Raw genomic sequence first — 25,649 nt, 5'->3', positions numbered from 1 at the left:
TATGAAAAGAATACTTATAACAGGAGCAGCCGGATTTTTAGGCTCGCACCTTTGTGACCGATTTATTGCAGAAGGCTATTATGTTATCGGCATGGATAATTTAATTACCGGAGACTTAAAAAACATTCAACATCTATTTAAGGATAAAAACTTCGAGTTTTATCATCACGATGTAACCAAATTTGTATTTGTACCGGGAAAATTAGATTACATTCTTCATTTTGCCTCACCGGCCAGCCCAATTGATTATTTAAAAATACCTATTCAAACGCTAAAAGTTGGTTCGTTAGGAACACACAACTTGCTTGGTTTGGCTCGGGTTAAAAGAGCAAGAATTTTGATTGCCTCCACATCAGAAGTATATGGAGATCCTCTAATTCATCCTCAAACAGAAGAATATTACGGAAATGTAAACACCATTGGTCCTCGCGGTGTTTACGATGAAGCTAAGCGTTTTCAAGAATCGATTACGATGGCCTACCACACTTTTCATGGATTAGAAACTAGAATTGTTCGTATTTTCAACACTTATGGCCCACGAATGCGATTAAACGACGGCCGTGTTATTCCAGCATTTATTGGTCAGGCATTACGTGGTGAAGATTTAACCATTTTTGGTGATGGAATGCAAACCCGATCATTCTGTTATGTGGACGATCAAGTTGAAGGAATATACAGACTACTTCTTTCTGATTATAATTTACCGGTAAACATTGGAAACCCGGATGAAATCACTATTAAAGATTTTGCAGAAGAAATCATTAAACTTACAGGAACTAAGCAAAAGGTGGTGTATTATCCATTACCTATAAACGATCCGCTACAAAGACAACCGGATATTTCTAAAGCAAGGGAAATACTTGGATGGGAACCAAAAGTTTCTCGATCAGAAGGCATGAAAATTACGTATGATTATTTTAAAACACTTTCTACAGAAGAATTATTAAAAGAAGAGCACAAAGACTTTGCGGGATTTATTCATTAAAAAATGGTAGCAGCTCAAAAAGGAAGATATTCTAAATACATTAGGCCAATAAGCGTTTTATTAGACTTATTGGTTATTGTATTTTTATCACTCCTTTTGTTTGATGAACATCGTGTGAATTTTTTTATTTTTGAACCATATCTGCTAATTACTTGGTCTTTGATAGCTTTTTTCGTTGGCTTTTATGAAGTATATCGATTTACAACCCCTGTAGAAATCCTCTCCAAAATTCTTAAACAGTTTGTTGTTTTTTGTTTAGTAGTTATTGCTTTTTTTCCTTTTGCTAAAGAATCTATTTTTAGCGGAAAAGCGATAGCGATTTTTATGACAATTAGCTTTATTCTTGTTGTTTTAGTCAAATATTTACTTTTCTATTATCTAAAAAAGTATCGAATAATAACCGGAAGCAATTTTCGTAACGCTATTATTATTGGTTACACGCAAGAAGCTAAAAATTTGAAAGAGCTTTTTGAAAAACGAAATGACTATGGTTATCGTTTCTTTGGATATTTTTCAGATAAAAAAGTCAATGATCAAATTAAAGGAAAAGTGGCAGACATAAAAAATTATGTTATTGAAAATAAAATAGATGAAATTTATTGTTCCTTAAACGAAATAACTAATGAACAATTAAAAGATTTAGTTGAGTTTTCTGACGAAAATAACAAAACAATTAAATTTATTCCCGACACAAAACAAATTTTTTCTAAAAATCTTAAAATAGATTATTACGAAATGTTTCCGGTTCTTTCATTACAACGAACGTTGTTACATGAACCAACAACCAAAACTTTTAAAAGAATATTTGATGTTTTGTTTTCTCTTTTTGTAATTACTTTTCTATTATCATGGTTAATGCCAATACTCGCCATTTTGATTAAACTTGAGTCAAAAGGGCCGGTGTTTTTTAAACAAGGAAGACCCGGTTTAGATGAAGAAGAATTTTTCTGTTATAAGTTCAGATCAATGCAAATTAATCAAACAACAGAAAAAGAGGCTTCTAAAAATGATCCAAGGGTAACAAAAATTGGCCGCTTTCTCAGAAAAACCAGTTTAGATGAGATGCCCCAATTTTTTAACGTTTTAATGGGTGATATGTCCGTTGTTGGTCCAAGACCACACCTTTGGTCACAAAATAAAGCCTATGGTAATAAAGTTAAAAAGTATATGGTTCGTCACTATGTTAAGCCGGGAATTACCGGCCTGGCTCAAGTGAAAGGTTTTAGAGGAGAAATTGAGACCGATGAAGACATGATTAATCGAATCAAATTTGATGTTTTTTATATTGAAAATTGGTCTTTTGTGTTAGACATAAAAATTATTATTCAAACGGTCTTAAATATTTTCAAAGGAGAAGAGAAAGCCTACTAAAACACATTTTTTGATAATAATTCGGCAATCTGATTATCTAAATTAAATGATTTTTCCGCTTTTTGGAACACGTCATTTTTTATGCTTTTTAAATCTTCCTTTCTAAGTTCAGCAATTACTTTAATTTCGTTATTCAAAGAAACATAATCACCAACGGGTGCAATCCAACCTAATTTATTTTCTCTTACAATATCTTCTCCTTCGCCGCCGCCAAAATATAATACCGGAAAACCCAACGAGCCATACTCAAAAATTTTAGAAGGAACTGATCCGTAAATTCTAGTTTTTAATGGAACTAATGCAATGTCAAACGTTTTAAGTTCATTGAGTAATTGTTTTCTTTCCATCATACCATGAAAAAAGATTTTTTTCTTGGAGTGGTTTTGAAGATAATCTTCAAGTTGTTTTTTTTCTGCTCCATCACCAAAAAGGTGGAGCTCAACAGGTAGACTTTCTAAATTAATTTGCTTACACAGTTCAAAAACACCCTGAGCGACTCCCAAAAGGCCGGCATAAAAAATTTTGATTGGCTCATCAAGTGTTGTCGTTAAACCAAACTCCGCTGTTTTATGGTCGGGAAAATTACGGTATAAATAGCAATTTTTAGCAGGATAAATACTTCTTACATGAGCAATAATTTCGTCGGATTGACCTAAAATTAAAGTAGCTTTTTTGTAGATAAAACGTTCTAAAAAGCACAAAAACTTGTGTGATATAGAATTTATTTTTATCACTCCCAATTCGATTGCCGCTAATGGCCATAAATCAGAAACATTGAGGATTATTTTTTTAGATTTAAAAGAAAGCGTAAAAACAGAAATAAAGGAAAGCAATAAAGGAGGCGATTGAACAATTATTTTTTTTGGTGTTTTTTTGAACATTAAAAAGAAAAAAAGACTTAAAGAAAAAGATAAAATAGAAAAAACGCGGACTATAAAATTTTTACTGTTACTCGGATAAATCCACAATCGTTTAACCGTAATTTCCTGAAGCACTTCAGTTACCGAAAATTTACCTTTGTATTCAGGGAAAAGCTCACCTTTCGGATAATTTGCTAACGGACAAACAACGGAAACGTTGTACTTATTTTGCTTTAATTTTAATGCTAATTGCTCAATTCGATTGGCCGCTGCTCCTTTTTCAGGTGGATAATAATTGGATATAATCAGGATTTCTTCCATTACTTTTTCAAAAGAATTTCAACAATACGTTCAGAAGCTTTTCCATCCCATAATTCAGGAATACCGGATTCTTTTTTACCCGTTTGAATAAAGTTACGATACACTTTTCGTAGGTTTTCAATTGAAGTTCCCACCAAAGTATTGGTGCCAATGGATTGCGTTTCGGGTCTTTCTGTGTTGTTTCGCATCGTAAAACACGGAATTTTTAACACAGTAGTTTCTTCAGAAATACCGCCACTATCCGTTATCACCGCAAAACTATTTTTAATCAAAAACATAAAATGCAAATATCCTTGAGGTTCTACAAATACTATGTTTTTTAAATTCAATTCATAATCGCCCAAAATTGCTTTCGTTCTCGGATGAATTGGAAAAATTATTTTTTTGTCTTTAACCATTTCATCAATTCCTTGCAATAAGTCAATCAAAGATGTTACTTCATCAACATTGGAAGGGCGATGAAGCGTAAGAACCACATAATTATTTTGTTCTAATTGATAATCATCCCAAAAATTAGGAGCAGAAATTCGATCAAGATTTTGATACAACGTGTCAATCATCACATTGCCAACAAAATGAATGTTTTCCGGATTGGCTCCATACATTTTTAAATTATTTGAGGCGGTATCAGATGTTGTGAAAAAATAATCGGTTATACTGTCTGTCACAATTCTATTAATTTCTTCAGGCATTGTCATGTCTCCTGAACGAATTCCAGCCTCCACATGACAAACTTTTATATTCATTTTTTTGGCTACAATCGCACAAGCCATGGTTGAATTTACATCGCCAACCACCAAAACCAAGTCACACGGGTTTTGAATTAATTCCTGCTCAAAAGCAACCATTATTGCCGCAGTTTGAACGGCTTGTGATCCGCTTTTTACCTCTAAATTAATATCGGGTTTTGGAATATTTAGTTCTTCAAAAAAAGTATCACTTAAATTTTTATCATAGTGTTGACCCGTATGAACTAAACGATAGGATACATTCTTTCCTTCCGATTTATTCTTTTCAATTGCCCTAATAATAGGTGCAATTTTAATGAAATTGGGTCTCGCTCCTGCAACTATAGTTATATTCATTTTGAAGAAGTTGATTTGATTTTAGATTCAATTATTTGAGGTTTACCAGATGGCGTTGGTTTAATTTCATCAACTTTTAAAAATTCTATAATTAAAGAGTTATCTGCCAGAAAATCAATTTTTGTTTTTATTTCATGCAGAACATCTTCCCTAAATGGGAAAAATTCATCAACAATGTATTCGAAAATTATTTTATTTATGGTTTCCTGAATAATTTTAAATTGTTTTATTTCAGGATAAAACTCTACAATACCTGTAAAACTATGTACAATTAAAGTTCTATCATTTGGAGTAACCACAACATCTGTTTCTCGACCAATTATTTTTTCTAAAATTGGATAATTGAATTTTCTATCTTTTGGATATTTTTCTTTTGGAAGTTTAATAGCTAAATCTCCAAGTTTATATCGAATTAATGGCATGGCATAGGAAGTTAAAGAAGTAACTAAAACATTACCCATTTCACCATCTTTTACTTGTTTACCGTAATCATCCACAATTTCTATAACTACATTTGGCGACATAATATAAAAGTAATCCAAATCACATGTACAAGCCATTAATATTCCTTCTGCACATCCATAAGTGTCAATAATTGTTGGGTTTTTAAAAGCGGTATTAAAATTTTTCCTGAAATGCGGAAACAATTTATCTCCCAAAGAAATTACTCCTTTTATTTTATAGTTTAGTTTTTTCTCAATTAATACTCTTGCAAACTCATTAATTGCTGAGGGATATCCAATAATATATTCAATCTTATTTTTTTGTAAAATAGCTGCCGCTTCAAGTAGTTTACTCTCGTTTAATGAAAAGCTGTTTAAATAATGAACGTTGTAAAATATATCTTTTAAATTTTTTGGAAAAACTCTATTTGGCGACATTCCAAATTGCAATATGGGATCTCCTATTTTGTATCCGGACCACATGTACCAATGACTATGTATTCCTTGTATGTAAAATTTATATTTTTTATCAGTGTAGGCATAAGACTGAACACCACTACTTCCACTACTGTAATTCTTTTGTAAATTATTAACATTGTGTTTGTTAGACACTAGATTTTCTTTTTGTTCCCGAAGTATTTCTTTAGTAAGTATCGGAAAATCTTGTAAAGTTATCTTAGAAACATCTTTATTTAAAAAGTAATTTTGATAATAGGGAACATTGGTAGACGTATGATGGAGAATTTTTTTTAAATTTTCGTCTTGAATTTCCTCTAATTTTGATTCAGAAAACGTATCATATTTATTCCACATGTGCAAAGAGGAAAGATAATTTGCTCCTAAGATTTTATCCCCTAAGCTAACAACAGTTTTAATAAATAAATTTCTAAATATCATTTTCTTATTTCAATTAAGAATTCAAAAATAACAAAACCATTAACCGAAAACCAAAAGAACTTACTTTTTTTACCTCTTCGTTTTAACTTCTGTTCAAAACGAGTTATTTTTGCACAACTAAAACTGAATTTATTCAGCTTAAACAACAACACAACATGACAATTTTACTCCTTGGTTCCGGCGGACGCGAACATGCGTTGGCCTGGAAAATGCTTCAAAGTTCAAAATGCTCCAAACTTTTTGTAGCTCCCGGAAATGCCGGAACAGCTTCCATTGCAACGAATATTTCAATCCAACCAACCGATTTTGAATCCATTAAATCTTTTGTATTTAAAGAAAAAATTGAAATGGTTGTTGTCGGCCCGGAAGATCCATTAGTAGCCGGAATTTTCGATTTCTTTAAAAATGATGATGAGCTAAAATCAATTCCTGTGATTGGCCCATCAAAAGAAGGAGCAAAATTGGAAGGAAGTAAAGAATATGCCAAAGAATTTCTAATTAAACACAAAATTCCAACCGCTGCTTATGATAGTTTTACAGCCGATACAGTTGAAAAAGGATATCAATTTTTAGAAACGTTATCGCCGCCTTATGTTTTAAAAGCAGATGGTTTAGCCGCCGGAAAAGGTGTGGTAATCCTTAAAGATTTAGATGAAGCCAAAAGCGAATTACGAAACATGCTTGTGCTTCAAAAATTTGGAAATGCCAGTTCAAAAGTCGTTATCGAAGAATTTTTAGACGGAATCGAACTAAGTTGTTTCGTTTTAACCGATGGGAAAAACTATAAAATTCTTCCCACTGCCAAAGATTACAAACGAATTGGCGAAGGCGATACCGGTTTGAATACAGGTGGAATGGGAGCTGTATCTCCCGTTCCGTTTGCCGATGCTGCTTTGATGGAAAAAATTGAAAATCGAATCGTAAAACCAACCATCGAAGGCCTTCAAAAAGACGGAATTGAATACAAAGGTTTTGTTTTCATTGGTTTAATCAACGTTAAAGGAGAACCGATGGTTATTGAGTACAATGTTCGAATGGGTGATCCGGAAACCGAAGTGGTGATGCCGAGAATAAAATCAGATTTAGTAGAGTTGTTTTTAGCTGTTGCGGATGAAAAGTTAGACCAAGTTTCATTAGAAATCGATTCCAGAAGTGCCACGACCATTATGGTTGTTTCAGGTGGCTATCCCGAAGAGTTTGAAAAAGGAAAGACAATTACCGGAATTGAAAACGTACAAGATTCCATCGTTTTTCATGCCGGAACTAAATTAGAAAATGGAAATGTGGTTTCAAACGGTGGTCGTGTTCTGGCAGTAACTTCCTATGGAAATGATTTTAAAGAGGCTATAAAAAAATCTTACCAAAATATAGAAAAGCTACATTTTGATAAGATGTATTTTAGAAAAGATATTGGTTTTGACCTTTAAAAAGAAGAATTTAGAGTTTAGAATTCAGAATTTCTAATTTCTAATTTCTAAATTCTAAACTCGACTATCTTATTTCAAAAAGGAATGTGCCGTTGTATCTTGATTTTCTTCGTTGTTGGCTTTATGTAATTTCAATTGTTTTATCCAATAGACAATGGCTGCTGAACAAATTATCATAAACAACCAGTTAATGGTATTGGCTCCCCACCAGTTAGATAATTCCATTTCTCTGAAAAAATCGTATGGAAGAAAAAGAAAATCTACAAATAATGATTGAATTCCCTCGAAAAATGCTTTCATGGTATAAAGTATTATATTTACAACCACAAAAGTATAAAATATCCGTATGATTGCAAGTGTTTTTAGTAAATCAAGACCATTTAATTATATTTTAGTTTCCGGTTTATTGGTTTTGTGCTTTTTTATCTATCAAACCCAAACGGTTGATGTGACTTCAAACACTTCATTTTCTTGGTTGAAAGGAATCCAAAAGAGTGTAATATTATTACTATTGGTCGCCTCTCTTTTTGTTACAAATTTTATCATTAAACGAAACGGACTGAGTAAAGACAATAGCTTTTCGGCTCTTTTCTTTGTTTCTTTTTTAATGTTTATTCCGTCAGCTTTTGATGATTTTAAAATAGTGCTTTCTTCTTTTTTTATTTTGTTGGCTATGCGAAGGCTAATTTCGATGAAATCACTTCTTACACCAAAAGAAAAAATATTTGATGCTTCGTTGTGGATTTTCATCGCGGCTTTGTTTCATTTTTGGAGTATTCTTTTTATTGTAATCGTTTTTGTCTCCATTATTTTTCATGTTTCCGGTGATTATCGAAATTGGGTTTTGCCTTTTATTGCTTTTTTTACGGTGGGAATACTTTTTATATTCTTTTCGCTATTGATTGATAAAGAGTGGTTAAATGTAGTTTGGAATCAAACCGGTACTGATTTTGAATTTTATTATCTAGAAAAATCAGCCGGCAATGCAGCCTTAGTTTTGTATGCACTTTTTTCAATCGTTTTTTTATTTTCAATGGTATTCACATTGTCAAAACGGCCTATAATTATGTTGGCGTCGTATAAAAAAGTGATTTTTATTTTTTTAATAAGCATACTGATTTACTTAATATCTCCGGATAAAAACAATACTTTGCTTCTTTTTGGACTTATGCCTGCTTCTATTTTAGCTACCGGCTTTATTGAAATAAACAAAGATTCTGTTTTAAAAGAAATTGTGACAGGAGCCGTTTTAGCAACCGGAATTTTACTTTTTATTTTTCAATTATAATTTGACGCCATAAGCCAAATCGCCGGCATCGCCCAAACCGGGAACGATGTAGTTTTTTTCGTTTAATTTCTCATCCAAAGCGGCGACCCACAAATGACAATTGGTGGGAAGATTTTTTTGTAGATAATCAATTCCTTCCGGAGCCGCAATCACTACAGCAATATGAATCTCTTTGGGTTTTTGTTCTAAATGCAATTTGTTCAAAACCGCTACAATCGATTGTCCGGTGGCCAACATCGGATCGATTAGAATTAATGTTTTATTTTCAAAAGAAGGAGCCGCTTGATATTCCACCAAAATATCAAAATAATCATCATTGTTGGGATGATGACGATAAGCCGATACAAATCCGTTTTCGGCATTGTCAAAAATATTCATAAATCCGGTGTGTAAGGCTAAACCGGCTCTTAAAATGGAACATAAAACCACGTGGTCTTCCAAAGCAGTAGTTTTTTTGATGCCTAGTGGGGTTTGCACTTCAATTGGAATATAGGGAAGCGTTTTACTCAATTCATACGCCATAATTTCACCAATACGTTCAATGTTTTTTCGGAATCGCATGCTGTCTTTTTGCACGGAAATATCTCTAATTTGTGCCAAAAAATGATTGAGAATACTGTTTTGTTCCGAAATGTAATGAAGATGCATAAACGTTTTGGTTTTGAATTAGTTTGATAAAGGTATAAAAAGTATATTTGTATTTTAAAATTTAATCCTATGTTTTCACAATTTGCCTTTTCTGTTTTTGAACAAAGTATAGCCGATTATCACGTCCATGATAATGTATATCAACCGGTTAACAACCCTTATCCCAAAGATAAAATTGAACATTTATTATATGCAAAAAATTGGGTGGATACTGTTCAATGGCATTATGAAGACATCATTCGCGATCCGCAAATTGACCCGGTAGCCGCATTAGATTTAAAACGTAAAATTGATGCCTCGAACCAAGTTCGTACCGATATGGTGGAATATATTGACAGTTATTTTCTTCAAAAATACAAAGATATTCAGGTTAAAGCGGATGCTAAAATCAACACAGAAAGTCCGGCTTGGGCTATCGATCGTCTTTCTATTTTGGCTTTAAAAATTTATCACATGAGCGAAGAAGCCAACAGAGCAGAAGCTTCAGCGGAACACAGAGCCAAATGTCAGGAAAAATTAAACGTGTTGTTAGAACAAAAAAGTGATATGTTTTCTTCCATTGATCAATTGTTGAAAGACATCGAAAGTGGTGACAAATTCATGAAAGTGTACAAACAAATGAAAATGTACAATGATGAGGAATTGAATCCGGTGTTGTATCAGAATAAAAAATAGATGTCGACTGATGTCTAAACCAAAACATATATTGGTCATAAGGCTTTCAGCCATGGGAGATGTAGCAATGGCAGTTCCTGTGCTGAGAGCCTTAGTTTTACAGTATACAGAAGTAAAAATAACTGTCGTTTCCCGACCATTTTTTAAACCATTTTTCGATGGAATTCCGAATGTGAATTTCTTTGCGGTTGATTTAAAAAAACGACACAAAGGATTTTTAGGTTTACTTCGATTGTTTTCCGATTTAAAAAAATTGGGAATTGATGTAGTGGCGGATTTGCATAATGTTATTCGATCAAAAGTTATCCGAAATCTATTTGCTTTAAGCGGAAAAAAAGTGGCATTTACAGACAAAGGAAGAGCGGATAAAAAAGCATTAACGAGTTTGACCAACAAAGTATTTAAACCCGTAAAACGGATGGTTGAACGCCATGTGGAAACGTTCAAAAAACTCGGATTTTCAATTGATTTAACAAATCCACAATTTCCAGCTAAAGCAATTTTATTAGACGATATTCTAAAAATAACCGGCAATAAAAACCAATATTGGGTTGGGATTGCACCTTTTGCTCAATATAAAGGTAAAGTTTATCCGCTCGATTTGATGCAAAAAGTGATTGATGAATTGACTCAAAACACCACAATTAAAATTTTTCTTTTTGGTGGTGGAAACGAAGAAATTGAAAAATTGAATCAATTGCAAAACAATCACTCAAATGTGGTTGTAATTGCCGGAAAAATAAAATTTAAACATGAATTGGATTTAATTTCCAACTTAGATGTGATGCTTTCCATGGATTCCGGAAATGCTCATATTGCTGCTATGTTGGGTGTAAAAGTCATCACACTTTGGGGAGCCACACACCCGTTTGCCGGATTTTCACCGTTTAATCAACCGCTGGAAAATTGTTTAGTTTCAGACAGGGAGAAATTTCCGCTTTTGCCAACTTCTATTTATGGTAACAAGAAAGTAGAAGGTTATGGAGAGGCTATGCGAACGATTGAACCGGAAAAAGTAGTGTTCAGGGTACAGTCTATGCTGGGGGTTTAGTTTTCAGTCGCAGTATTCAGTCGCAGTAACAGTCACAATCGCAGTATTCAGTGACAAATTACAAGTAAATTTTATGGTCTTTGCACATTCCCAAAATAAACGATTTTAAATTAGAAACCGCTTCGGCATAATTAGGAGCATCATAGCCAAACCGTTCGTGTTCCATTTGTTCTTTTTCCATGGCATTGCATCCTTTGATGACCTCGCGAATCATATCAAGTAAAATCAATTCTTTATTGTTGGTTTTTTCAAATTTGAAATCCACTAATTCATCTTCCAAACGGTCACAATAGGCTAAAAGCTCTTGTACCTCCGGCTCTTCTAAAAGATCTTGAGCTTTTTTAAATATGTCCAGTTTGTTTTTCACAGGATATAAATTTTACCCACAATCATTGGAACCGACAACAGACAACCAACAACCGATAACTGAATTAAACATCATCATAATCCACAAAAATCTCACTCGAAGTAGGATGAGCTTGGCAGGTTAAAATTAACCCTTCAGCTATTTCACCATCCGTTAAAATCGTATTTTTTTTCATCTCAGCCGTACCTTTGGAAATTCGGGCAATACAACTGCTACAAATGCCGCCTTGGCAAGAATAAGGAGCGTCTAAACCTTGTTTTAAAGCGGCTTCCAATAAGGTTTGCTTTTGTGACATTTCAAATGAAGTTTCATCACCATCTACTAAAACCGTGATTTTTGTATGTCCATCTAATGATTTTTGCGTTTCCTTTTCAGACGTTGAGGTAGAGAACAATTCGAATTTTATATCTTTTTCTTTGACATTGTTTTCTTTCAAAACCGAACTAACCGTGTTAATCATTTCTTCCGGTCCGCATAAATAGAATTTGTCAAACTCTTTTTCTTTATGTTTATTATTCAACACAAAATTCACGGTTGATTTTTCAATTCTTCCAAACAATTGATCATCGGCTTTTTGCTGACTAAAAACGTAATGCACAAAAAAACGTCCTACATATTTCAATTGCAAATCGTGTAATTGGTTGTAAAAAATGGTATCGTCTGTTGATTTATTTCCATAAACCAATACAAATGTGCTATTAGGTTCTTTTTCTAAAACGGTTTGCAAAATGGACATTACCGGCGTGATTCCGCTACCAGCCACAAAAGCGGCATAATTTTTTAACCGTGTTGCATCGGGTTCAAATGTAAATTTCCCTTCGGGAGTTCCTACTTCCAAAACTTTTCCGGCAGTTAATTGCTCATTGGCAAATTTTGAAAAATAACCGTTTTTTATTGCTTTAATTGCAATTCGCAATTCGCCGCTTTCGGGTGTAGAGCAAATAGAATAAGCTCTACGAATTTCATTTCCGTCTAACGTAAGTTTGAGATTGATGTATTGTCCGGCTGTAAAACGATAGGTTGCTTTGATTTCATCAGGAACATTAAATAAAACTGAAACGGCTTGGGGAGTTTCGCGAGTAATTTCTTTTATTGCTAGTTTATAGAAAATAGACATGTATTTGTTTTTTACAAAGATAATAAACCACAGTTTTTGAAAACAGCATAATTTTTAAAAAATTTATACCTAAGTTTTTTATGTATAAGAAACTTAGGTATATTTGTGTTTTAATATATTTGAAATGAAAAATTCGGCATTGTATAAAGGAAGTCTTAATACGATTATAATGAAGCTTTTAGAAGAAAAAGGCAGAATGTATGGGTATGAAATCACACAAAAAGTAAAAGCCATCACATTGGGCGAATTGACTATCACCGAAGGTGCATTGTATCCTGCCTTACACAAATTGGAAGCCGAAGGTTTGTTGGAAGTAGAAGTTGAAAAGGTAGATAATCGTTTACGCAAATACTACAAACTGACCGAAAAAGGGAACAAAGAAACCGTGAACCGATTGGCAGAATTGGAAGAATTTATAAGAAATATGCAATCTATTGTAAATCCTAAATTGAGTTATTGATTATGGAATTAAAGGTAAATCAAGAACAAATAGACCGCCTCTACCGTTTCACCCGCGAACATTTTGTAGAGCATTACGATTTGCAAACCGAATTGGTTGATCATCTTTCCAATGCCATAGAGGAACAGTGGAAAGAAAATCCAAAATTATCCTTTGAAGATGCCTTACAAAAAGAGTTCAAAAAATTTGGTGTTTTTGGTTTTATGGATGTGGTAGAACAAAGACAAGCAGCTCTAAACAAAAAATATAATTTACTGATTTGGAAACATTTTAAAGAATTTTTTACCATCCCAAAGATTGTGATTACGATTTCATTAGTCATTGGTTTATTCTATTTTTTTAAATATGTATTCTTTTATGAGTTAATGGCTCTCGGGATGATTCTTTGGTTTGTGTTTTTGATAATAGCATTGTTTTATGAAAAGAAAAAAATGAAGAAACGGAAAAGTCAAACCGGAAAAAAATGGATGTTTGAAGAAATTATTTTCGGATACGGCTCTTTTTCAGGGGTTTTTGTTTTTCCGCTTCATGTTATTAATGGTTTTACAAACTTTGGAAATGAAATTCCAAACTATTATGTACTTTTTGGAATTAGTTTCTTTTTAGTTTCGTTGTTTTTGGCCACTTATGTGGTAACCAAAATTATTCCATCCAAAGCAGAAGAATACCTCAATCAAACCTATCCTGAATATGCTTTTTCAAATTAAGTTGTAACAAAACGTTAAAAGTGTAGTCAAACATTCAAACCAAAATAATTCAATAATCACCAAACCATCCAATTTATGATAAAACGTTTTCTCTCACTCGAATGGAAATCTTTTTTTAGAGCGGCATCGTTTCAAACCAATTTAGCGATAAAGATTTTAATGGCATTTGGGGCATTGTATTTTATTTTAGTGTTTTTAGGATTAGGAGCAGGTTCTTATTATTTCATAGAGGAAGTTTTGAAGAAAGAACCCTTTGAATTGATAAACAAATTCATGCTTTATTATTTTGTTTTTGATTTGGTTTTTCGCTTTTTCATGCAAAAAACGCCGGTCATGAATATCAGGCCTTTGCTATATATCAACATCAAAAAAGACACCATTGTCAATTATACCTTAGGAAAATCAGCCTTGTCGTTTTTCAATATCATGCATTTGTTCTTTTTTATTCCTTTTGTTGTTGTTTTATGTATTGAAGACTTTTCGGTTTTAGGGGTAATGACATGGCTACTTGGTATGTTGGCAACAGTTTTAATTATCAATTTTTTGAATATTTTGATAGACAAAAAAGATGTCGTATTTTATTCCGTTGCGGTTATTTTTATGGCGTTAGGAGCTTTGCAGTATTTTAATCTATTTGATGCCACCAACTATACCGTTTATTACTTCAAAGGATTGTATGATTATCCTTGGATGGTCATCATTGCTTTGGCAGTGTTATTTGTAGTTTATAGAATTGTACATAATTTCTTTAAAGGCAATTTATACCTCGATGCAGGATTGTCAACGCAACATGATATTGCTAAATCTCAACATTTTAACTGGTTAGATCAATTTGGGACACTAGGGGCTTTTCTCAAAAACGACATTCGTTTGATTACCCGAAACAAAAGAGCAAAATCAGTTATTTTAATGAGCTTTTTGTTTTTGTTTTATGGACTTTTATTTATCACCGGAGCCATCGAAGCTTATAAAAATCCGGTTTGGAAAATTTTTGGAGGAATATTTGTCACGGGTGGTTTTATGTTTAGTTTCGGACAATTCGTACCGAGTTGGGACAGTTCCTACTACAATTTAATGATGAGTCAAAATATTCCGTACCGCGATTATTTAAGTTCAAAATGGTGGTTGATGGTAATCGTAACTTTAATAGCCGCAATTTTGGCTTCATTTTACATCTATTTTGGATGGGAAGTGTATCTTTTAGTGCTGGCAGCGGCTGTTTACAATATCGGAATTAATGCCCACATTGTACTTTTAGCCGGAGCATTTACGAGAACGCCAATTGATTTAATGAGTAATAAAAATGCCTTTGGCGATAAAAAAGCCTTCAATTTTAAAACCTTGCTGTTAATTATTCCACAGATTTTAATTCCGTTAGCATTGTATTATTTAGGAATAGCCTTTTTTAATGATTTAATTGGATTACTTTTTGTTGCATTAGCCGGAGTGGCCGGTTTTGCCCTCAAAGGGTTTGTATTTGACAAAATTGAACACATTTACAAAACGCAGAAATATGAAACGATTTCAGCATATAAACAAAAAAACTAACCTATTACCTATTTCTTTCACCCATAACCATATTATTATGATTCAAGTAAAAAACCTTAGCAAATCCTACAACGGAACTACCGTTTTAAATATAAATGAATTAGAAATTCCAAAAGGACAAAGTTTCGGTTTGGTAGGAAATAACGGAGCAGGAAAAACCACTTTTTTCAGTTTGTTGTTAGATTTGATTCAGCCTTCAACAGGAATGATTACGAGCAATTCGATTCAAATTAATTTGAGCGAAAAATGGAAACCTTTTACCTCCGCATTTATCGATGAAAGTTTTTTAATTGGCTATTTAACACCGGAAGAATATTTTTATTTTATCGGCGAACTTCGCGGATGGAACAAAGCCGATGTAGACAGTTTTTTAGTAAAATATGAAGATTTTTTCAATGGTGAAATATTGAAAAACAAAAAATACCTACGTGATCTTTCTAAAGGGAATTCCAAAAAAGTGGGCATTGTGGCGGCGTTAATCGGTGAGCCGGAAGTCGTGATTTTAGACGAACCTTTTGCAAACTTAGATCCAACTACTCAAATTCGTTTGAAAAAAATCATCAAAGAGTTGGCTGATGATCCAACAGTAACCATTTTAGTTTCCAGTCACGATTTGCAACACACGGTTGAGGTCTCTAACCGAATTGTAGCCTTACAAAAAGGTGAAGTGGTACTCGATTTAGTTCCCTCTTCAGAAACACTGAAAGAATTAGAAGCGTTTTTTGCCGCCTAATGCATGAATAAAAACCTCATTTTACGATTTTTTTTTCGTGGAATGAGGTTTATAAACAAAAAAACCGCAATATTTTTCTCTATTTCAAAAAGAAACGTATTTTTACCCTTGCGATATACTAAATTCATTAGTTTTTAGTTATGCCTTTAAACGTTTTTATTTTGAAATCCATTACTTTAAAATATTTTATTTTCTTTCTTGCCGCTACTGTTTTTATAGCTTGTTCCACCAAAAAGGATAAGTTTATGAACCGTAACTTTCATGCGTTAAACACAGAATATAACGTTTTATTCAACGGTGAGCTAGCTCTTGAAGCCGGTTTGAATGAAGTGCGAGATACGTACAAGGACAATTTTTGGGAAATTCTTCCCATCGAACGCATGCAAACAGAGGAAGAAGCCATCTTACCCGGGCAGAAAGCCAAAAATGCAAATTTTGAAAAAGCAGAAGAAAAAGCAACCAAAGCCATTCAAAAACGTTCCATGTTAATTGGGGGAAGTGAAAAAAACCCACAAATGGATGAAGCACATTTATTACTGGGAAAATCAAGGTATTATGACCAACGTTTTATCCCGGCTTTAGAAGCTTTCAATTATATTTTATATAAAAGTCCTGCTAGCGATAAAATTTACGAAGCTAAAATCTGGAGAGAAAAAACAAATGTCCGCCTAGAAAATGATGCATTGGCAGTAAATAATCTAACCAAGCTACTGAAAGAAATTAATTTTAAAGACCAGATTTTTGCGGATGCAAATGCTACTTTAGCCCAAGCGTTTTTAAATTTAGAACAAAAAGACAGTGCAATTTCCAGACTTCGATTGGCAACAAAATTTACCCAGAAAGACGAGGAAGAAGCCCGATATAAATTCATTCTGGGTCAATTGTTTGAATCGATGGAAGAAAAAGACAGTGCTTTTAATTACTTCCAATCGGTGATTGATATGAAGAGAAAATCACCCAAACGCTATACAATCCAAGCCCATTCAAAACAAATTCAGCAATATGACGTAGTAAAAGGAGATACAATTGCTCTTTTTGAACGGTTTGCTAAACTCTTGGAAGACAGAGAAAACCGACCTTATTTGGATGTGTTGTACCATCAAAAAGCATTGGTTTATGAACGCTTGAAACAACCGGATAATGCGATAAAAAATTATAACAAATCGCTAAAAGCACAGTCATTAGACAATTATTTATTGGCTTCTAACTACCGTAATTTGGGTGAGATATACTTTTATAAAGCCAAATACCAAACGGCAGGGCATTATTATGACAGCACCTTGGCTTTGTTAAAACCCAGAACACGTGAGTTTAATGCTTTCAAAAAGAAACGTGATAACTTAGAAGATGTAATTAAATACGAGGGAATTGCCCAACGAAATGATAGTATTCTGAATGTAGCCTCTCTATCAAGAGAAGATAAAATAGCCTTTTTTGAAGATTATATTTCTAAACTCAAAAAAAAGGAAGAAGAAGCAGAAAAATTAGCCAAAGAAGAAGCGGAAAGAGCAGAAACAACCGCAACAAATCTTCAAAATTCTAAAGATCTTTCCATTAGCAATCGCAACAGTATTGGCGGACCATCACTGACATCAAACTCAGCAGGAGGTTTTTCCGGAGATTCTAAATTCTATTTTTATAACCAAACTACAGTGGATTTTGGTAAAAGAGAATTTGCTAAAACATGGGGAAAAAGAACTTCTGAAGGCAATTGGAGATTGTCTTCCAATAATTTTTTCAAATCAAAAGAGGAGGATGAAAAGGATCAAAAAGAAGAGGATGTATTAGCCTCAAAAGAAGCTGAACCAAAATATTCAACCGATTTTTACATCGCTCAATTACCCACCACTAAAACTGACTTAGACAGTATTGCCAAAGAAAGAAACTTTGCCTACTATCAATTAGGTGTAATTTATAAAGAAAAATTCAAAGAATATCAATTAGCATCAGACCGATTAGAAATTTTATTGCGAAGTAAACCCGAAGAACGGTTGGTTTTGCCGGCCATGTATAATTTGTATAAAATTTACGAAATTACCGACTCGGCCAAAGCGTTGGCAATGAAAGATAAAATTATCGAGCAGTTTCCGGATTCCCGATATGCACAGATACTTTCCAAAACAGGAACTTCGGCAGAAAACTTAATTGATGACCCGGAAATTGTGTATAAAAACCTCTATAAATCCTATGAAAAAGGAGAGTATCGAGAAGTTGCCGCTAACACTGATTTTGCTATTGAAAAATTTGCCGGCGATGAGATTATGCCAAAACTTGAATTGCTGAAATCGAAAATTACAGCCAAAATCAAAGGATTGGCAGAGTATAAAAAAGGATTAAATTATGTGGCATTAACCTATCCGAACTCCGACGAAGGGAAAGATGCCGAAGAACTATTATATGACAACATCCCATATTTGGAAAGTTTGTATTTTGACCAAGTGGAACCAACCAGTTTTAAAGTGCTTTATCATGCAGACGATTTAGAAGATAAAAAAGTAAAAACGCTAATCGAAAAAATTAATAAATTCATTAAAGAAAGAAACCAGCCTCAATTAACCACTTCAATTGATTTGTATACCATGGAAAAAAACTTTTTTGTGATTCATGGATTACGCGATGAAGAATATGCAAAAGGTGTTGTTTCTATCTTAAAAGAGTTTAAAGAGTATAAAATTGCTGAACAAGCTATTGTTATTTCTTCTGAAAATTACAAAATTGTTCAAATGAAAAAGAATTTAGAAGAGTACCTCGACCCTAGTCTTCGGGTTATACCACCTGCCTATACACCAAAACCTAAGCGAACGAAAGTGAAAGAAGAACGACCACAAGTTGTTATTCCTGCACAGAATCCGATATTACCTCCTATGCAAAGTAAAGGAACAATGCAACCCCCTTCAGGCAATGATCCGCAATCGGCACCAAAAACCAGAACTAATTCTAAAGATACTAGAAATAACAATCAAGAAACAAGGTCTGCCATCATGCCACCATCCGAAGGAGGAAGCCCTAAAAAAGGATAGATATGTTTAAAAAAGACTCAAAATCATATACCGACTTATTGGGAAAAACCAATAGAATTGTGGAAGGCACAATAATTAAAGGAGACATCACTACCGCTGCCGATTTTAGATTGGATGGTCATCTTATAGGAAATTTTAATTCCAAAGGAAAAATTGTAATTGGTCCCGGCGGAATGGTAAAAGGCGATATCGTTTGTAAAAATGCCGATATTGAAGGGAAGTTTGAAGGTAAAATACAAGTAGCTGAAATTTTAAGCCTAAAATCTAAAGCTGTAATTCACGGTGAAGTGATTTGCGGAAAATTAGCCGTAGAACCCGGAGCCGAATTCAGTGCTTCGTGCGTCATGAAACCCAACGTAAAAACGTTACCCACCCAAAATGAATCCGGAACCGAAGAAAAAACCGCTTAATAAATGGTTGCAATTGATCAACATTCCTATTCAAATGGGAATCGTGATTTTTCTTTTTGCCTATCTCGGTCAATGGCTTGATGAACATTATAAAAATGTCCATAACCCTAATACTAAAATTTTCACGATGATGGGTGTCTTTTTAGCTCTTTACAATGTTATTCGTCAAGTCAATCAACTCAACAAAGAAGAATAAATATGGATTTAAAAAGACTTTGGTTTTTTTTTGGATTACTAAAATACACCATTCCGGTTTTTATTATTCATTTACTCCTTTTTCAATTATCTGATTTAAAAGCTGCCGCTCAAAACTTCTATTGGAGTATTCCGGTTTTATACCTTATTTATTTTGTTTTTTCTAAAATTATTCTTTTCCTATTAGTACAGGTTTCAACAAAAAATTTCGACAATGTTGGAATGACTTTTTTGGTTATCACAAGTGCAAAGATGGCTGTTTCATATTTTATTGTGCGGCCAATATTAAATTCCCCATTGGAAAACACAATTGAGAAAGCAAATTTTTTTTTCATTTTCATTCTTTTTTTGACAATTGAAACCTTGATTACGATACGATTATTGAACAAAAAACAATAATCAATCGATTATGGTGCGTATTAATCAAAAAAAATAATTTAATACACTTGCAGAATAAAGAAAAAATGTACCTTTGCACCAAATTTTAGAAACCCTAATAGTTAAGTTTAATCAATATGGTGATTTCAAAAAAACCACTTCATTTTATAGTTGCCTTGCTAGTGTCGGTTTTACCGATGATTTCTTCCGCAAACAATTCGGATTCAACGACTGTTCACAAAGAAGTTGCTCATGCTGAAACCGAAGGGCATCACACAGAAGAGTCAAAAGATTTAAAGACTGAAATCAAAGAATACATTGATCACCACTTGTTGGATAGTTATGATTTTCATTTGTTTTCTTGGGAAGATGATTCAAAAGTGGCTCACCACATTGGTTTTCCACTGCCTGTTATTTTGATTGACAATGGTGTACAGTTTTTCATGTCTTCTAAATTCCATCATGGTGAAACAGTTGCTGAAAGCAATGGAAATTTCTACAAATTATACCACGGAAAAATTTATAAAACAGATGCTGAAGGTACTATTACTTACGATGCAGAACATCATGTAACCAATGCAAAACCAACAATTGATTTATCTATTACCAAAAACGTTTTTATGATGTTGGTGGTTTCTGTTTTAATGTTTTTGTTGTTTTCCGGTTTAGCAAAATCATATGCCAAAAACGGCGGAATTGCCAAAGGAGCAGGACGCTTTTTTGAGCCAATCATTTTGTACATCAGAGATGATATTGCTATTCCTAACATCGGACACAAGAATTATAAAAAATACATGAGTTATTTATTGACCATCTTTTTCTTTATATGGTTTTTAAATATGTTCGGACTAACACCGCTAGGGGTAAACGTTACAGGTAATATTGCTATAACCGCAGGTCTTGCTTTGTTAACGTATTTAATCACAACATTTACAGCAAATAGAAATTATTGGGGACATATTTTTTGGATGCCTGGTGTGCCAACTCCTATGAAAATCATTTTAGCTCCAATTGAATTATTAGGTACATTTATCAAACCCTTCTCATTGATGATCCGTTTGTATGCAAATATTGTGGCAGGTCACGTCGTATTAATGAGTATCATTGGTTTGATGTTTATTTTCAAAAACTGGTTAGGAAGTAGTTTATCATTCTTCTTAGCTTTTGCATTATCATTATTGGAAATTTTAGTTGCGGCATTGCAAGCCTATATTTTCACCATGTTATCCGCTCTCTATTTTGGGGCAGCCAATGAAGAGCACCATCATGAGGATGCTCATCATTAATAAATTGAATGTTTAATTAAATATATATACATTATGACAATTCCAAACATCGTAGGAGCAGGATTAATCGTTATCGGTGCTGGTTTAGGTATCGGTAAAATCGGTGGTTCAGCAATGGACGCTATCGCTCGTCAACCAGAAGCTTCTGGAAAAATTCAAACAGCTATGCTTATTGCAGCAGCTCTTATTGAAGGTATTGGTTTCGCTGCGTTATTCGCATCTTAATCAAAAAAATCAACAACAGTTGTAACGGTTGGTTATAACTGTTGTTTTAAAAAATTATAATTTTCTAAATTATTGATATAAATGGAGAAGTTAATAGAACAGTTTTCACTTGGTTTATTTTTTTGGATGCTTGTCATCTTCGTGGGCTTGATTTTTCTTTTGAAAAAATTCGCTTGGAAACCAATTTTAGATGCCGTTAACGAAAGAGAAGAAGGAATCAGAAACGCTTTACTTTCAGCTGAAAATGCTAAAAAGGAAATGTTAAACCTTCAATCGTCAAACGAAAAGTTAGTTGCAGAAGCTAGAGCAGAGCGTGATGCTATGATGAAAGAAGCTCGTGAAATCAAAGAAAAAATGATTAACGATGCTAAATCAGAAGCTCAAGCACAAGGCGAAAAAATGATTGCCCAAGCAAAAGCCGCTATCGAAAGTGAAAAAAATGCAGCCATGGCAGAATTGAAAAATCAAGTTTCTACCTTGTCATTGGAAATTGCAGAAAAAGTATTAAAAAGCGAATTGTCTAACACAGAGGCTCAGTCAAAATTGGTTGAAAGAATGTTAGGTGATGCTAAATTAAATTAATCCTATGTCAAGAGCTGCGATTAGATATGCCAAAGCGATTATAGAGAATGCTGTTGCCAACGGAAGAGTTGACGCTATTAGTCACGATATGATTTTAATCAATCAGACGGTAAGTTCAAACGAAGAGTTGAAGCAGTTTTTAAGTAGCCCGGTCGTAAAACCTCAAGCAAAATTTGACGCCATAAATGAAGTTTTTGCTTCAGTTCAACCGGATACAAAAGGATTGTTTTTGTTATTGAAGGAAAACAAACGTTTTGAACTTTTGGGTGAAATTGCTCAGCAATACAAAGTGCAACACGATGTGCTTAACGGAATTGAAGAAGCTCATGTTACGACGGCTTTCCCAATTACACAGGAGTTAGAATCGAAAGTTTTGGCAAAAATAAAAGAGTTTTCAAATAAAAAAATCACCTTAATCAACACTGTAGATTCATCCATCATTGGAGGATTTATTTTACGAATTGGGGACCAACAATACAATGCTTCTGTTTCCAGCAGACTGCAACAATTAAAGAGAGAATTTTCAAACTAATTTGATATGAAAAAAATTATTACAATTCTATTTTTATTCTTTTCTTTTTTAGGGTTTTCTCAAAAGGTAAAATTCAAAAAGGGAGATGTTATTGTTGATGATGTTGTTTGGATGAAATATACAGACTGTGGGACTTTTGATTCGACATGTTCATTATATAATTTAAAAGATGAAGAAATTATTTTTTTTAAATATATATTTATTGAAGGAGCTGTTCCAAAAACACAAGCTAATCCTCAAGGAAGATTTGGTTATGTTGAAGTAAATTTCATTGGTTTGAAGAAAAGTTTTGAAATTCAGGAAACAAACAAAAACATTATAGAAATTTTATACAAATCCAAAATTTTTAATTCTGAAGGAGATTTAGACGAAGAAAAAGTAGATCGGTTAGTACAAAAATACGGAAGCGATTTTTCACCTCGATTTAAGAATTACGGAAATTAATTAGATAAAAAATAATTAAACAATGGCGGAAATTAAACCTGCTGAAATTTCAGCAATATTAAAAAAACAATTATCTGATTTCGAATCAGGTGCATCGTTAGAGGAAGTAGGAACAGTACTTCAAGTAGGAGATGGTATTGCTCGTGTGTACGGCTTATCAAATGCTCAATACGGAGAGTTAGTACAATTCGACAACGGATTGGAAGCAATCGTATTAAACTTGGAAGAAGACAATGTGGGGGTAGTATTGTTAGGTCCTTCAACAGGTATTAAAGAAGGTTCTACCGTAAAAAGAACACAACGTATTGCTTCTCTTAAAGTAGGAGAAGAAATGGTAGGTCGTGTGGTTGATACATTAGGAAATCCAATCGATGGAAAAGGACCAATCGGTGGAGATCTTTATGAAATGCCATTGGAAAGAAAAGCTCCCGGTGTAGTTTTCCGTCAACCGGTAAACGAACCGCTTCAAACAGGTATCAAATCAATTGATGCAATGATTCCGGTAGGAAGAGGTCAACGTGAGTTGGTGATTGGTGACCGTCAAACCGGTAAAACAACCGTTTGTATCGATACCATTCTAAATCAAAAAGAATTTTATGATGCGGGTCAACCGGTGTTTTGTATTTATGTTGCTGTGGGACAAAAAGCCTCTACAGTTGCCGGAATTGCTAAAACATTAGAAGACAAAGGAGCAATGGCCTACACGGTTATCGTGGCCGCAAATGCTTCAGACCCTGCACCAATGCAAGTATATGCTCCTTTTGCAGGAGCTGCTATCGGAGAATATTTCCGCGATACAGGTCGTCCGGCTTTGATTATCTATGATGATTTATCTAAACAAGCGGTAGCTTATCGTGAGGTTTCTCTATTATTAAGAAGACCACCGGGACGTGAGGCATATCCTGGAGACGTTTTCTACCTCCACTCAAGATTATTAGAAAGAGCGGCAAAAGTGATTGCCGATGACGATATTGCTAAAAACATGAACGACTTACCGGATTCGTTACGTCCTATCGTAAGAGGTGGAGGTTCATTAACGGCTTTACCAATCATTGAAACACAAGCAGGTGACGTTTCGGCGTATATTCCAACGAACGTAATTTCGATTACAGACGGTCAGATTTTCTTGGATGGAGATTTGTTTAACTCAGGGGTTCGTCCGGCAATTAACGTTGGTATTTCGGTATCACGTGTGGGAGGTAACGCTCAGATTAAATCAATGAAAAAAGTATCAGGTACTTTGAAATTGGATCAAGCTCAATTCCGTGAATTAGAAGCGTTTGCTAAATTTGGTTCAGATTTGGATGCGGTTACGTTAAACGTAATTGAAAAAGGAAAAAGAAACGTTGAAATCTTGAAACAAGCGGTAAACGACCCATATACAGTAGAAGATCAAGTAGCGATTATCTATGCCGGTTCTAAAAACCTGTTGAGAAATGTACCTGTGAATAAAGTAAAAGAATTCGAAAAAGATTTCTTAGAATACTTGAATAACAAACACAGAGATACATTAAACGCTCTAAAAGCCGGTAAATTCACAGACGAAATTACGGATGTGTTAGACCGTGCAGCGAAAGAAGTTTCAGCGAAATATAACTAATTAGTCAATTAGACAATGTGTCAATTAGACAATTAATTGACACATTGATGAATTGGCATATTGACACATTATAAAAAATGGCAAATTTAAAGGAAATCCGTAATAGAATTAGTTCCGTTCAGTCAACGATGCAAATTACATCGGCGATGAAAATGGTTTCTGCCGCAAAGTTGAAAAAGGCCCAAGACGCCATAACAGCCATGCGACCTTATGCCGAAAAATTAACTGAAATTCTACAAAGCCTAAGTGCATCCATGGAAGGCGAAATTGGTGGAGAATTTACAGCACAACGTGAGGTAAAAAAGGTTTTAATTGTAGCCATCACTTCCAACAGAGGATTGTGTGGAGCTTTTAACTCCAATGTTATCAAACAAGTAAAAGCAGTAGCCGATTCGTATACCGGTAAAAAAGTAGACGTTTTAGCCATAGGTAAAAAAGGAAATGATGTATTAGGTAAAAACTATTCGGTTATAGCCAATAAAAGTGAAGTTTTTGATGCGTTGACTTTTGAAAATGTAGCAGCCATTTCTGAATTATTGACAGAAAAATTCATTTCCGGCGATTACGATAAAATCGAAATTGTGTACAACCAATTCAAAAATGCAGCAACACAAATTGTTCAAACAGAACAATTTTTACCGTTAGCTCCGGTTGTGGGTGCTGCTACAGCAAGCTCTGATTATATTTTTGAACCATCCAAAGAAGAAATTGTGTTGACTTTGATTCCAAAATCATTAAAAACACAATTATACAAAGCCATCCGCGATTCATTTGCTTCCGAACATGGAGCTCGTATGACCGCCATGCACAAAGCAACCGATAACGCGACCGAGTTGAGAAATCAATTGAAATTAACCTACAACAAAGCCCGTCAAGCAGCAATTACCAATGAAATTTTAGAGATTGTTGGTGGAGCAGAAGCGTTGAAAGGATAAGTAAAGCATATATTCATATTAAAAAGAGTCAAACATTAGTTTGGCTCTTTTTTTTTATT

Annotated in this window: 28 protein-coding genes; 20 read left to right on the top strand and 8 right to left on the bottom strand. The window is 33.8% G+C overall.

From position 1 onward, the window contains the following. Nucleotide 1 precedes the first annotated feature (1 nt). Together EQG68_RS05150 and EQG68_RS05145 are read left to right on the top strand one after the other, a co-directional pair. Nucleotides 2-985 (top strand): UDP-glucuronic acid decarboxylase family protein, encoded by a 984-nt coding sequence (locus EQG68_RS05150; protein WP_129463714.1) that lies wholly within the window; start codon nucleotides 2-4, stop codon nucleotides 983-985. Nucleotides 986-988: 3 nt separating this feature from the next. Then, complete coding sequence (locus EQG68_RS05145; protein ID WP_129463713.1) at nucleotides 989-2,356, top strand: undecaprenyl-phosphate glucose phosphotransferase; 1,368 nt, start codon at nucleotides 989-991, stop codon at nucleotides 2,354-2,356. Here EQG68_RS05145 and EQG68_RS05140 read toward each other — a convergent pair. Genes EQG68_RS05140 through EQG68_RS05130 form a run of 3 tightly spaced genes read right to left on the bottom strand, consistent with a single transcriptional unit; the run spans nucleotide 2,353 to nucleotide 5,962 of the window. Beyond that, nucleotides 2,353-3,537 carry a glycosyltransferase family 4 protein gene (locus EQG68_RS05140; protein ID WP_129463712.1) on the bottom strand — a complete coding sequence of 395 codons (1,185 nt, stop codon included), beginning with the start codon at nucleotides 3,535-3,537 and terminating at the stop codon, nucleotides 2,353-2,355. The genes EQG68_RS05145 and EQG68_RS05140 overlap by 4 nt on opposite strands. Then, on the bottom strand, nucleotides 3,537-4,622 hold the full coding sequence (gene wecB, locus EQG68_RS05135) for a non-hydrolyzing UDP-N-acetylglucosamine 2-epimerase (protein ID WP_129463711.1): 1,086 nt from the start codon (nucleotides 4,620-4,622) through the stop codon (nucleotides 3,537-3,539). The genes EQG68_RS05140 and wecB overlap by 1 nt, the downstream gene beginning before the upstream one ends. Beyond that, entirely contained in the window at nucleotides 4,619-5,962 is a 1,344-nt protein-coding gene (locus tag EQG68_RS05130) for an AMP-binding protein (protein ID WP_129463710.1), read from the bottom strand. Before EQG68_RS05130 ends, wecB begins: the two co-directional genes overlap by 4 nt. A 155-nt stretch (nucleotides 5,963-6,117) precedes the next feature. On the opposite strand from EQG68_RS05130, the gene purD reads away from it, so the two are divergent. Further along, on the top strand, nucleotides 6,118-7,389 hold the full coding sequence (gene purD / locus EQG68_RS05125; RefSeq protein WP_129463709.1) for a phosphoribosylamine--glycine ligase: 1,272 nt from the start codon (nucleotides 6,118-6,120) through the stop codon (nucleotides 7,387-7,389). A 69-nt stretch (nucleotides 7,390-7,458) separates the two neighbouring features. Here purD and EQG68_RS05120 read toward each other — a convergent pair whose 3' ends face one another. Further along, nucleotides 7,459-7,689: a DUF6341 family protein gene (locus tag EQG68_RS05120; RefSeq protein WP_129463708.1), complete on the bottom strand. Its 231-nt coding sequence runs from the start codon at nucleotides 7,687-7,689 to the stop codon at nucleotides 7,459-7,461. A gap of 46 nt (nucleotides 7,690-7,735) precedes the next feature. On the opposite strand from EQG68_RS05120, the gene EQG68_RS05115 reads away from it, so the two are divergent. Then, complete coding sequence (locus EQG68_RS05115; RefSeq protein ID WP_129463707.1) at nucleotides 7,736-8,677, top strand: hypothetical protein; 942 nt, start codon at nucleotides 7,736-7,738, stop codon at nucleotides 8,675-8,677. Here EQG68_RS05115 and upp read toward each other — a convergent pair. After that, the gene (upp, locus tag EQG68_RS05110) at nucleotides 8,672-9,325 is read right to left on the bottom strand and encodes a uracil phosphoribosyltransferase (protein WP_129463706.1); all 654 of its coding nucleotides are present in this window, start codon (nucleotides 9,323-9,325) and stop codon (nucleotides 8,672-8,674) included. The two genes, EQG68_RS05115 and upp, sit on opposite strands and share 6 nt — an antisense overlap. A gap of 69 nt (nucleotides 9,326-9,394) precedes the next feature. Between upp and EQG68_RS05105 the strand changes: the two genes are divergently transcribed. Next, nucleotides 9,395-10,000 (top strand): DUF4254 domain-containing protein, encoded by a 606-nt coding sequence (locus EQG68_RS05105; RefSeq protein WP_129463705.1) that lies wholly within the window; start codon nucleotides 9,395-9,397, stop codon nucleotides 9,998-10,000. Nucleotides 10,001-10,010: 10 nt separating this feature from the next. After that, nucleotides 10,011-11,051, top strand: coding sequence for a glycosyltransferase family 9 protein (locus tag EQG68_RS05100; protein ID WP_129463704.1), 1,041 nt, complete (start codon nucleotides 10,011-10,013; stop codon nucleotides 11,049-11,051). A 58-nt stretch (nucleotides 11,052-11,109) separates the two neighbouring features. Here the strand turns inward: EQG68_RS05100 and EQG68_RS05095 are convergent, their stop codons facing one another. Next, nucleotides 11,110-11,418 (bottom strand): hypothetical protein, encoded by a 309-nt coding sequence (locus tag EQG68_RS05095; RefSeq protein ID WP_129463703.1) that lies wholly within the window; start codon nucleotides 11,416-11,418, stop codon nucleotides 11,110-11,112. A gap of 64 nt (nucleotides 11,419-11,482) precedes the next feature. Beyond that, a complete protein-coding gene (locus EQG68_RS05090) occupies nucleotides 11,483-12,535 on the bottom strand; it encodes a ferredoxin--NADP reductase (RefSeq protein ID WP_129463702.1) in 1,053 nt (350 codons plus the stop codon). 124 nt (nucleotides 12,536-12,659) lie between these two features. Between EQG68_RS05090 and EQG68_RS05085 the strand changes: the two genes are divergently transcribed. From EQG68_RS05085 to EQG68_RS05055, 7 genes are all read left to right on the top strand, one after another. After that, nucleotides 12,660-12,995 (top strand): PadR family transcriptional regulator, encoded by a 336-nt coding sequence (locus EQG68_RS05085; protein WP_129463701.1) that lies wholly within the window; start codon nucleotides 12,660-12,662, stop codon nucleotides 12,993-12,995. Nucleotides 12,996-12,997: 2 nt separating this feature from the next. Further along, the gene (locus tag EQG68_RS05080; RefSeq protein WP_129463700.1) at nucleotides 12,998-13,702 is read left to right on the top strand and encodes a hypothetical protein; all 705 of its coding nucleotides are present in this window, start codon (nucleotides 12,998-13,000) and stop codon (nucleotides 13,700-13,702) included. Between the two features lie 75 nt (nucleotides 13,703-13,777). Further along, nucleotides 13,778-15,250, top strand: a complete 1,473-nt coding sequence (locus EQG68_RS05075; RefSeq protein WP_129463699.1) for a DUF5687 family protein — start codon at nucleotides 13,778-13,780, stop codon at nucleotides 15,248-15,250. A 37-nt stretch (nucleotides 15,251-15,287) separates the two neighbouring features. Further along, nucleotides 15,288-15,983 carry an ABC transporter ATP-binding protein gene (locus EQG68_RS05070; RefSeq protein WP_129463698.1) on the top strand — a complete coding sequence of 232 codons (696 nt, stop codon included), beginning with the start codon at nucleotides 15,288-15,290 and terminating at the stop codon, nucleotides 15,981-15,983. A gap of 161 nt (nucleotides 15,984-16,144) precedes the next feature. Continuing rightward, the gene (gene porW / locus EQG68_RS05065) at nucleotides 16,145-19,003 is read left to right on the top strand and encodes a type IX secretion system periplasmic lipoprotein PorW/SprE (RefSeq protein WP_246011647.1); all 2,859 of its coding nucleotides are present in this window, start codon (nucleotides 16,145-16,147) and stop codon (nucleotides 19,001-19,003) included. 2 nt (nucleotides 19,004-19,005) lie between these two features. Further along, a complete protein-coding gene (locus EQG68_RS05060) occupies nucleotides 19,006-19,413 on the top strand; it encodes a bactofilin family protein (RefSeq protein ID WP_129463697.1) in 408 nt (135 codons plus the stop codon). Further along, the gene (locus tag EQG68_RS05055; RefSeq protein ID WP_129463696.1) at nucleotides 19,382-19,609 is read left to right on the top strand and encodes an AtpZ/AtpI family protein; all 228 of its coding nucleotides are present in this window, start codon (nucleotides 19,382-19,384) and stop codon (nucleotides 19,607-19,609) included. Before EQG68_RS05060 ends, EQG68_RS05055 begins: the two co-directional genes overlap by 32 nt. Before the next feature lie 148 nt (nucleotides 19,610-19,757). On the opposite strand, the gene EQG68_RS15015 is transcribed toward EQG68_RS05055, so the two are convergent. Next, on the bottom strand, nucleotides 19,758-19,943 hold the full coding sequence (locus tag EQG68_RS15015; RefSeq protein WP_164975391.1) for a hypothetical protein: 186 nt from the start codon (nucleotides 19,941-19,943) through the stop codon (nucleotides 19,758-19,760). Between the two features lie 180 nt (nucleotides 19,944-20,123). Here EQG68_RS15015 and atpB point away from each other — a divergent pair, with 180 nt between their 5' ends. The 7 genes from atpB (at nucleotide 20,124) to atpG (ending at nucleotide 25,590) form a co-directional block, all read left to right on the top strand. After that, nucleotides 20,124-21,272, top strand: a complete 1,149-nt coding sequence (atpB, locus tag EQG68_RS05045; protein WP_129463694.1) for a F0F1 ATP synthase subunit A — start codon at nucleotides 20,124-20,126, stop codon at nucleotides 21,270-21,272. Between the two features lie 33 nt (nucleotides 21,273-21,305). Continuing rightward, complete coding sequence (gene atpE / locus EQG68_RS05040) at nucleotides 21,306-21,497, top strand: ATP synthase F0 subunit C (RefSeq protein WP_071671018.1); 192 nt, start codon at nucleotides 21,306-21,308, stop codon at nucleotides 21,495-21,497. An 81-nt stretch (nucleotides 21,498-21,578) separates the two neighbouring features. Beyond that, nucleotides 21,579-22,079 carry a F0F1 ATP synthase subunit B gene (locus EQG68_RS05035; protein WP_129463692.1) on the top strand — a complete coding sequence of 167 codons (501 nt, stop codon included), beginning with the start codon at nucleotides 21,579-21,581 and terminating at the stop codon, nucleotides 22,077-22,079. Between the two features lie 4 nt (nucleotides 22,080-22,083). Next, a complete protein-coding gene (gene atpH / locus EQG68_RS05030; protein ID WP_129463691.1) occupies nucleotides 22,084-22,611 on the top strand; it encodes an ATP synthase F1 subunit delta in 528 nt (175 codons plus the stop codon). A 6-nt stretch (nucleotides 22,612-22,617) separates the two neighbouring features. Further along, nucleotides 22,618-23,055 carry a hypothetical protein gene (locus tag EQG68_RS05025; RefSeq protein ID WP_129463690.1) on the top strand — a complete coding sequence of 146 codons (438 nt, stop codon included), beginning with the start codon at nucleotides 22,618-22,620 and terminating at the stop codon, nucleotides 23,053-23,055. Nucleotides 23,056-23,077: 22 nt separating this feature from the next. Then, nucleotides 23,078-24,655: a F0F1 ATP synthase subunit alpha gene (gene atpA / locus EQG68_RS05020; protein WP_129463689.1), complete on the top strand. Its 1,578-nt coding sequence runs from the start codon at nucleotides 23,078-23,080 to the stop codon at nucleotides 24,653-24,655. A 77-nt stretch (nucleotides 24,656-24,732) separates the two neighbouring features. Continuing rightward, nucleotides 24,733-25,590 (top strand): ATP synthase F1 subunit gamma, encoded by an 858-nt coding sequence (gene atpG, locus EQG68_RS05015; RefSeq protein WP_129463688.1) that lies wholly within the window; start codon nucleotides 24,733-24,735, stop codon nucleotides 25,588-25,590. The last annotated feature ends 59 nt before the right edge of the window (nucleotides 25,591-25,649 follow it).

Origin of the sequence: Flavobacterium piscinae, from assembly GCF_004122145.1 — a bacterium.
In the GTDB taxonomy this organism is placed as follows: Bacteria; Bacteroidota; Bacteroidia; order Flavobacteriales; family Flavobacteriaceae; genus Flavobacterium; species Flavobacterium piscinae.
The sequence above is the reverse complement of the archived record's forward strand: the minus strand, read 5'-3'. Positions and strand labels throughout refer to the sequence as shown.